This window comes from Nocardia sp. NPDC060255, from assembly GCF_042727395.1.
Lineage (GTDB): Bacteria > Actinomycetota > Actinomycetes > Mycobacteriales > Mycobacteriaceae > Nocardia.
Map to the genome: position 1 here is coordinate 180,828 of NZ_JBHXAU010000009.1, position 4,941 is coordinate 185,768.

A 4,941-nucleotide genomic window follows, 5' to 3' on the forward strand; every position below is an offset into this window, starting at 1 on the left:
GTTTCGAGCGAAACTCGGCGCTTCATCGTCTGCCGCAACACGTGTCAGTGGGTCGAGCGACGCGGTTTCGTGCGGAATTCTGTCCTTTTAACCGAGCTGATGATGCTTACGCGCGAATCTCCGCCTAGCATGCCAGGAATGCGCCATGATCGCCTGCCCGACGGATTCGGGGTGCGGATTGATCCACGGGTACGCGCATACTCCGGAGGGCGCGTGCTGATCGGCGGCTCGCCCGCCCGGTTGCTGCGACTTGCCCCGGAGGCCGCCGAGATGATCGGCGACGGGTACCTCGAGGTGACCGGCCCGAAGTCCGCGACCGTTGCCAGACGGCTGCTCGACTCCGGAGTTGCCAACCCGCGTCCCCGGCTGCTCCCGTCGCCCGAGGACGTCACCGTCATCGTGCCGCTGCACAACAACGCCGACGGCCTGGCCCGGTTGCTCGCGGCACTGCGCGGGCACAACGTCATCGTGGTCGACGACGGCTCGGACCAGCCGGTGCAGATCCCGCGCGACCGCGGCACCCGCTGCCGGGTGACCGTGCTGCGGCACGACGAGAAGCAGGGCCCCGCCGCCGCGCGCAACGCCGGATTGAAGGCCGCGACAACCGACTTCGTCGCGTTCCTCGATTCCGACGTGGTCCCGCGCAGCGGCTGGCTCGAGGTGATGCTCGGCCACTTCAGCGATCCGGAGGTGGCGCTGGTCGCCCCGCGGATCGTCGCGCTCGACCCGGAGTCCAATGCCCTGGCCCGCTACGAGCACACCCGCTCCTCGTTGGACCTGGGCAGGCGGGAGGCCGCCGTGCAGTCGCACGGACTGGTCTCCTACGTGCCCAGCGCCGCGCTGCTGGTGCGCCGCCGGGCACTGCTGGCCCAGGACGGCTTCGACGAGTCGATGCTGGTCGCCGAGGATGTCGATCTGTGCTGGCGGCTCGAGCAGGCGGGCTGGCGGCTGCGCTACGAGCCCGCCGCCCATGTCGCGCACGATCACCGGGTCTCCTTCCGGGCCTGGTTCGGCCGAAAGATGTTCTACGGCACGGGCGCAGCGCCGCTCGGCGAGCGCCATCCCGGCATGGTCTCGCCGCTGTCGCTGCCCTCCTGGACCATGCTGGCCGCGTTCCTGTTCGCCACGCTGTCGAAGTGGGGACTGATCGGCGGGGTGATCACCTTGGTCACCGCGCTGGTCCGACTACGCCGGGTCTTCGCGGAGCTGGACAACCCGACGCGGATCGCGGCGATCTACCTGTCCCGCGGTTTCTTCGCCGGGCTGTGGCGGCTGGCCTCGGCGATGTGCAGGCACTACTGGCCGGTGACGCTGCTGGCGATGCTGGTATCGCGGCGGATTCGGCGCATCGCGATCACCATGGCGGTCGCGGACGGCTTGGCCGACTGGTTCACCCATCGCGATGCCGGTGGTCTCGATCCGGTGCGCTATGTGGCGTACAAGCGGCTCGACGACATCGCCTACGGCACCGGTCTCTGGGTCGGCGCGTTCCGCGCGCGCAGCCCGGAATCGCTGAAACCTACTGCGCCGTCACACTGATCGGCGCGGTCACACTGATCGGACAGGGTTCGGATGACCGACACGCTCATCGTCGGGGGCGGTACCGCGGGCTGTGTGCTCGCGGCGCGGCTGAGTGAGAATCCGGACCACACTGTCCGATTGCTGGAAGCCGGAAGGCTGTGGCGCGCGCTGGACGGATTTCCCGCCGAGCTGCTCGACGCCACCAGCCTGCCGGTCGGCGCGGACGCGTCATGGCTGTGGCGCTATCCGGTCACCCTCGCTCACCCCGGGGTTGCGGGAAACATAGTGCGCGGCAAGGTGATCGGCGGGTCCAGCGCGGTCAACGGCAGCTACTTCGTGCGGGCCACCGCTGCGGACTTCGAAGCGTGGAGCCGTGAGCTGGATTCGTCGAAGACGTGGTCGTTCGATTCGGTGCTACCGGCGTATTGCCGTTCGGAACGCGACGTCGACTTCGGCGACCATCCCTGGCACGGACGGTCCGGCCCGATTCCAGTGCGCCGCAGCACGAATCCTGTACCGCTGAGCGAGCAGTTCGCCACTGCCTGTGCGGCAGTTGGCTTTCCGGCCATATCCGATCTGAACGCGAGTTCGGACGCCGACGGTGTCGGCGTGGTGCCTTGCAACATCGAGGACGGTCGACGGGTCAGCACCGCAGCCGGCTACCTGTTGCCCGCGTTGTCCAGGCCGAACCTCACGGTTCAGGAGGCAACGACGGTGGTACGCATCCGTTTTCGCGGTACCCACGCGGTCGGTGTCGATGTCATCCACGACGACCGGACCGAAACCATCTGGGCAGACCACATCGTGCTCAGTGCGGGCGCGATCGAATCCGCCGCGCTGCTGCTGCGTTCCGGCGTCGGCAACGCCGAACATCTTCGGGCACTCGATATCCCGGTCGTGCGGCCCGCACCGGTCGGGGCCTGGTTCACCGACCACCCCGAGATCGGTCTCGAATACTGGCTCGATGCACCCGAACGGGCAACCGTCCCACTGGAATACGTGCTGGAACTGGACGACATCGAAATCCGGCCGTACACGGTCGCTTTCACACCCGGCGTGCAGCGCCTCGGCATCGCCCTGATGCGGCCCCAGTCCGCGGGCGTGTTGCGGCTGCGCTCGGCCGACCCGGCGACGCCACCGGTGATCGAGCACCGGTATCTCTCGGCAGAGCACGATCGGACCCGGCTGCGCGGCGTGGTCGCGACGGCAGCGGAGGTGCTGCACCGGATGTCCGCACAGCTGCGCACCGACCCGATGCCGCAGCCGTCGAAAACCGCCGATGCCTGGCTGCACGCGAATCTGGCTACCTCGCAACATCTCTCCGGAACCTGCCGGATGGGCTGGGCGGACGACGATCGGGCGGTGGTGGACGAGTTGTGCCGAGTGCACGGCCTGACCGGTTTGTCGGTGATAGATCTCTCCGTCGTCCCGGTGCCGTTGAGCCGCGGTCCGCAGGCGACCACGGTGATGATCGCGGAAAACGTCGCGGACCATCTGGGGCGGTGAAGTGGAAGACGGGTAGGTCACATTTGTAAGGGGTACAAACCCGGTGTGACCTGGCGGACAAACCCAGACATCCGCCGGTACCGAGGTGTAGCCGCCGGTACAGTTTGGTTCGGAAAGAAAGGCAAATGGTCAGCAACATTGCAGGTGGGCGGCCCCCACAGCACGGCGTCGAGCCCGGCACGCAACTCGGCGCGCTCGAGGCCTATGCCGCGCAGGCCCACGGGTACCTTAGCGCGGGCGGCGATCGGCTCACCCGGCTTGCCGGTTTGTTGCGCCCTGCCGTGCTCGAATCCTGGCTGCGCAGCGTGCGCGGCGGCGTCGATCCGCTGGATCCGCTGGACGGGCGCGGTCTGCGCGGCGCCGATCTGCAGCGCTACCGCGAGGCGCATCCGATCGCCACGCTGATGCCGCTGATCGACAAACTCCTCGTACAGGACACCGCCAGAACAGGTTTGATCGTCGTGGTGGCCGATCAGTTCGGCCGCGTGCTCTCCGTGCACGGCAATCCGGACCAGGTCGGCGCCGCCGCCGAGATCGGGCTGCGGGCCGGCGACGATCTGAGCGAGCGCCGGATCGGCACGAACGCGGTCGGCTTGGTGGTGCGCACCGGCCGGGCCGCCTGGATCCACGGCCCCGAACACTTCCTGCACCGGATGCATCGGCTCACCGGAGCCGCTGCGCCGGTGCATGATCCGGACGGCAGGCTGGTCGGCGTGCTGATGATCGCCGGTGGCGTCCGGGTCGCCCAACCCGAGATTCTCGCCTTGGTCAAGGCCACCGCGACCGCCGCCGAGATGGATCTGCTGCTGGCCGCGCTGCGCTCGACCAGGCACGGCCCGTCGGGCGGGCACGCGCTGGACGCGCCGTCGTCGGGCCGGTTGGGTCTGGAGGTGCTCGGCCTCGGGCAGCCGCAATTGAGCGTCGCGGGCGATCGGGTTTCGTTGTCGCAGCGGCATGCCGAGATCCTGCTGCTGCTCACCGAACATCCGGAGGGGCTCGGCGCCGATCATCTCGCGCTGCTGCTCGACGACACGGATCTGGACAACGGCACCATCCGGGCCGCCGTGTCCCGCCTGCGAACCGTGGTCGGCCCGACCGTATTCGGTTCGCGCCCTTACCGTTTGCGCGTCCATGTCGCAACCGATGTGGAGGCGTTGCGCGCCGCGCTCGACTCCGGTGATGTCGATGCGGCATTGCGGCTCTACGCCGGACCGGTGCTGCCGCGCTCGACCGCGCCGGGGATTATCGATATTCGCGACGAACTGCGGGTGCGACTGCGCACCGCGGTCCTGAGTTCGGCGGATTCCGCCGTGCTGCGCCGCTGGACCGCGGGCGCGGAGGGGCGCGACGACGCCGCCGCGTGGGCCGCCTACCGGGCGACAGTCGATCGTGATTCGCCCCTGTATGCGCAGATCGAGGCCAAGATCCGGGTGCTCGATCGGCGGCTCGGCGCCGATGCAACGTGGATGCAACGTTCCCGCTCATAGTCTGCACTTCCGAACGTGTGGTAGCTCACAAACGCGACGTCTCTGTGGTCGCGCGCACACTTCTGCCTAGCGGCTCCGGCCCTGGTAGTCGCCCTGGTCAAGCGTCCAGAAGTTTTTAAGGGAAAAAGTTCCTTTTTATTAACCGAGCGCCTAGTGTTCGCAATGCACGGATCACTCCCGTGTGACGTAACTGACATAGCCGCGACGCCCGCCGAGCGGCAGTGAAGTTGGAGGAACGAGCGAGAGTCAAGCCGACGGCGGGCAGCTGTCGGATCGCGCGCGGTGACGCCTTCGCGTTACGCGCTTTCACCGAATCGCCTGTGGTGGTCGACGCCATGCGTCCGGATCGTCCCGCTGACGCAGCGGCTTATTCGCGCTGCCCAAAACCCATCGGCCAGCTGTTGTTTCGCCAATCTAGGAGGCTCTG

General features: G+C 67.9%; 3 protein-coding genes. All 3 read left to right on the forward strand.

Going from position 1 to position 4,941, the window contains the following annotated elements; genetic code table 11:
* The first annotated feature begins 138 nt into the window (after positions 1-138).
* The 3 genes from mftF (at position 139) to ACFWF1_RS19165 (ending at position 4,514) form a co-directional block, all read left to right on the forward strand.
* Positions 139-1,539, forward strand: a complete 1,401-nt coding sequence (mftF, locus tag ACFWF1_RS19155; RefSeq protein WP_379281193.1) for a mycofactocin biosynthesis glycosyltransferase MftF — start codon at positions 139-141, stop codon at positions 1,537-1,539.
* A 33-nt stretch (positions 1,540-1,572) separates the two neighbouring features.
* The gene (mftG, locus tag ACFWF1_RS19160; protein ID WP_379281192.1) at positions 1,573-3,027 is read left to right on the forward strand and encodes a mycofactocin system GMC family oxidoreductase MftG; all 1,455 of its coding nucleotides are present in this window, start codon (positions 1,573-1,575) and stop codon (positions 3,025-3,027) included.
* Positions 3,028-3,152: 125 nt separating this feature from the next.
* Positions 3,153-4,514, forward strand: coding sequence for a GAF domain-containing protein (locus tag ACFWF1_RS19165; protein ID WP_379281191.1), 1,362 nt, complete (start codon positions 3,153-3,155; stop codon positions 4,512-4,514).
* Positions 4,515-4,941 lie beyond the last annotated feature (427 nt).

Excerpts from the sequence above, each read along its gene's own strand:
- ACFWF1_RS19165 (WP_379281191.1), top strand. The coding sequence starts at position 3,153 with ATGGTCAGCAACATTGCAGGTGGGCGGCCCCCACAGCACGGCGTCGAG.
- mftG (WP_379281192.1), top strand. The coding sequence starts at position 1,573 with ATGACCGACACGCTCATCGTCGGGGGCGGTACCGCGGGCTGTGTGCTC.
- mftF (WP_379281193.1), top strand. The coding sequence starts at position 139 with ATGCGCCATGATCGCCTGCCCGACGGATTCGGGGTGCGGATTGATCCA.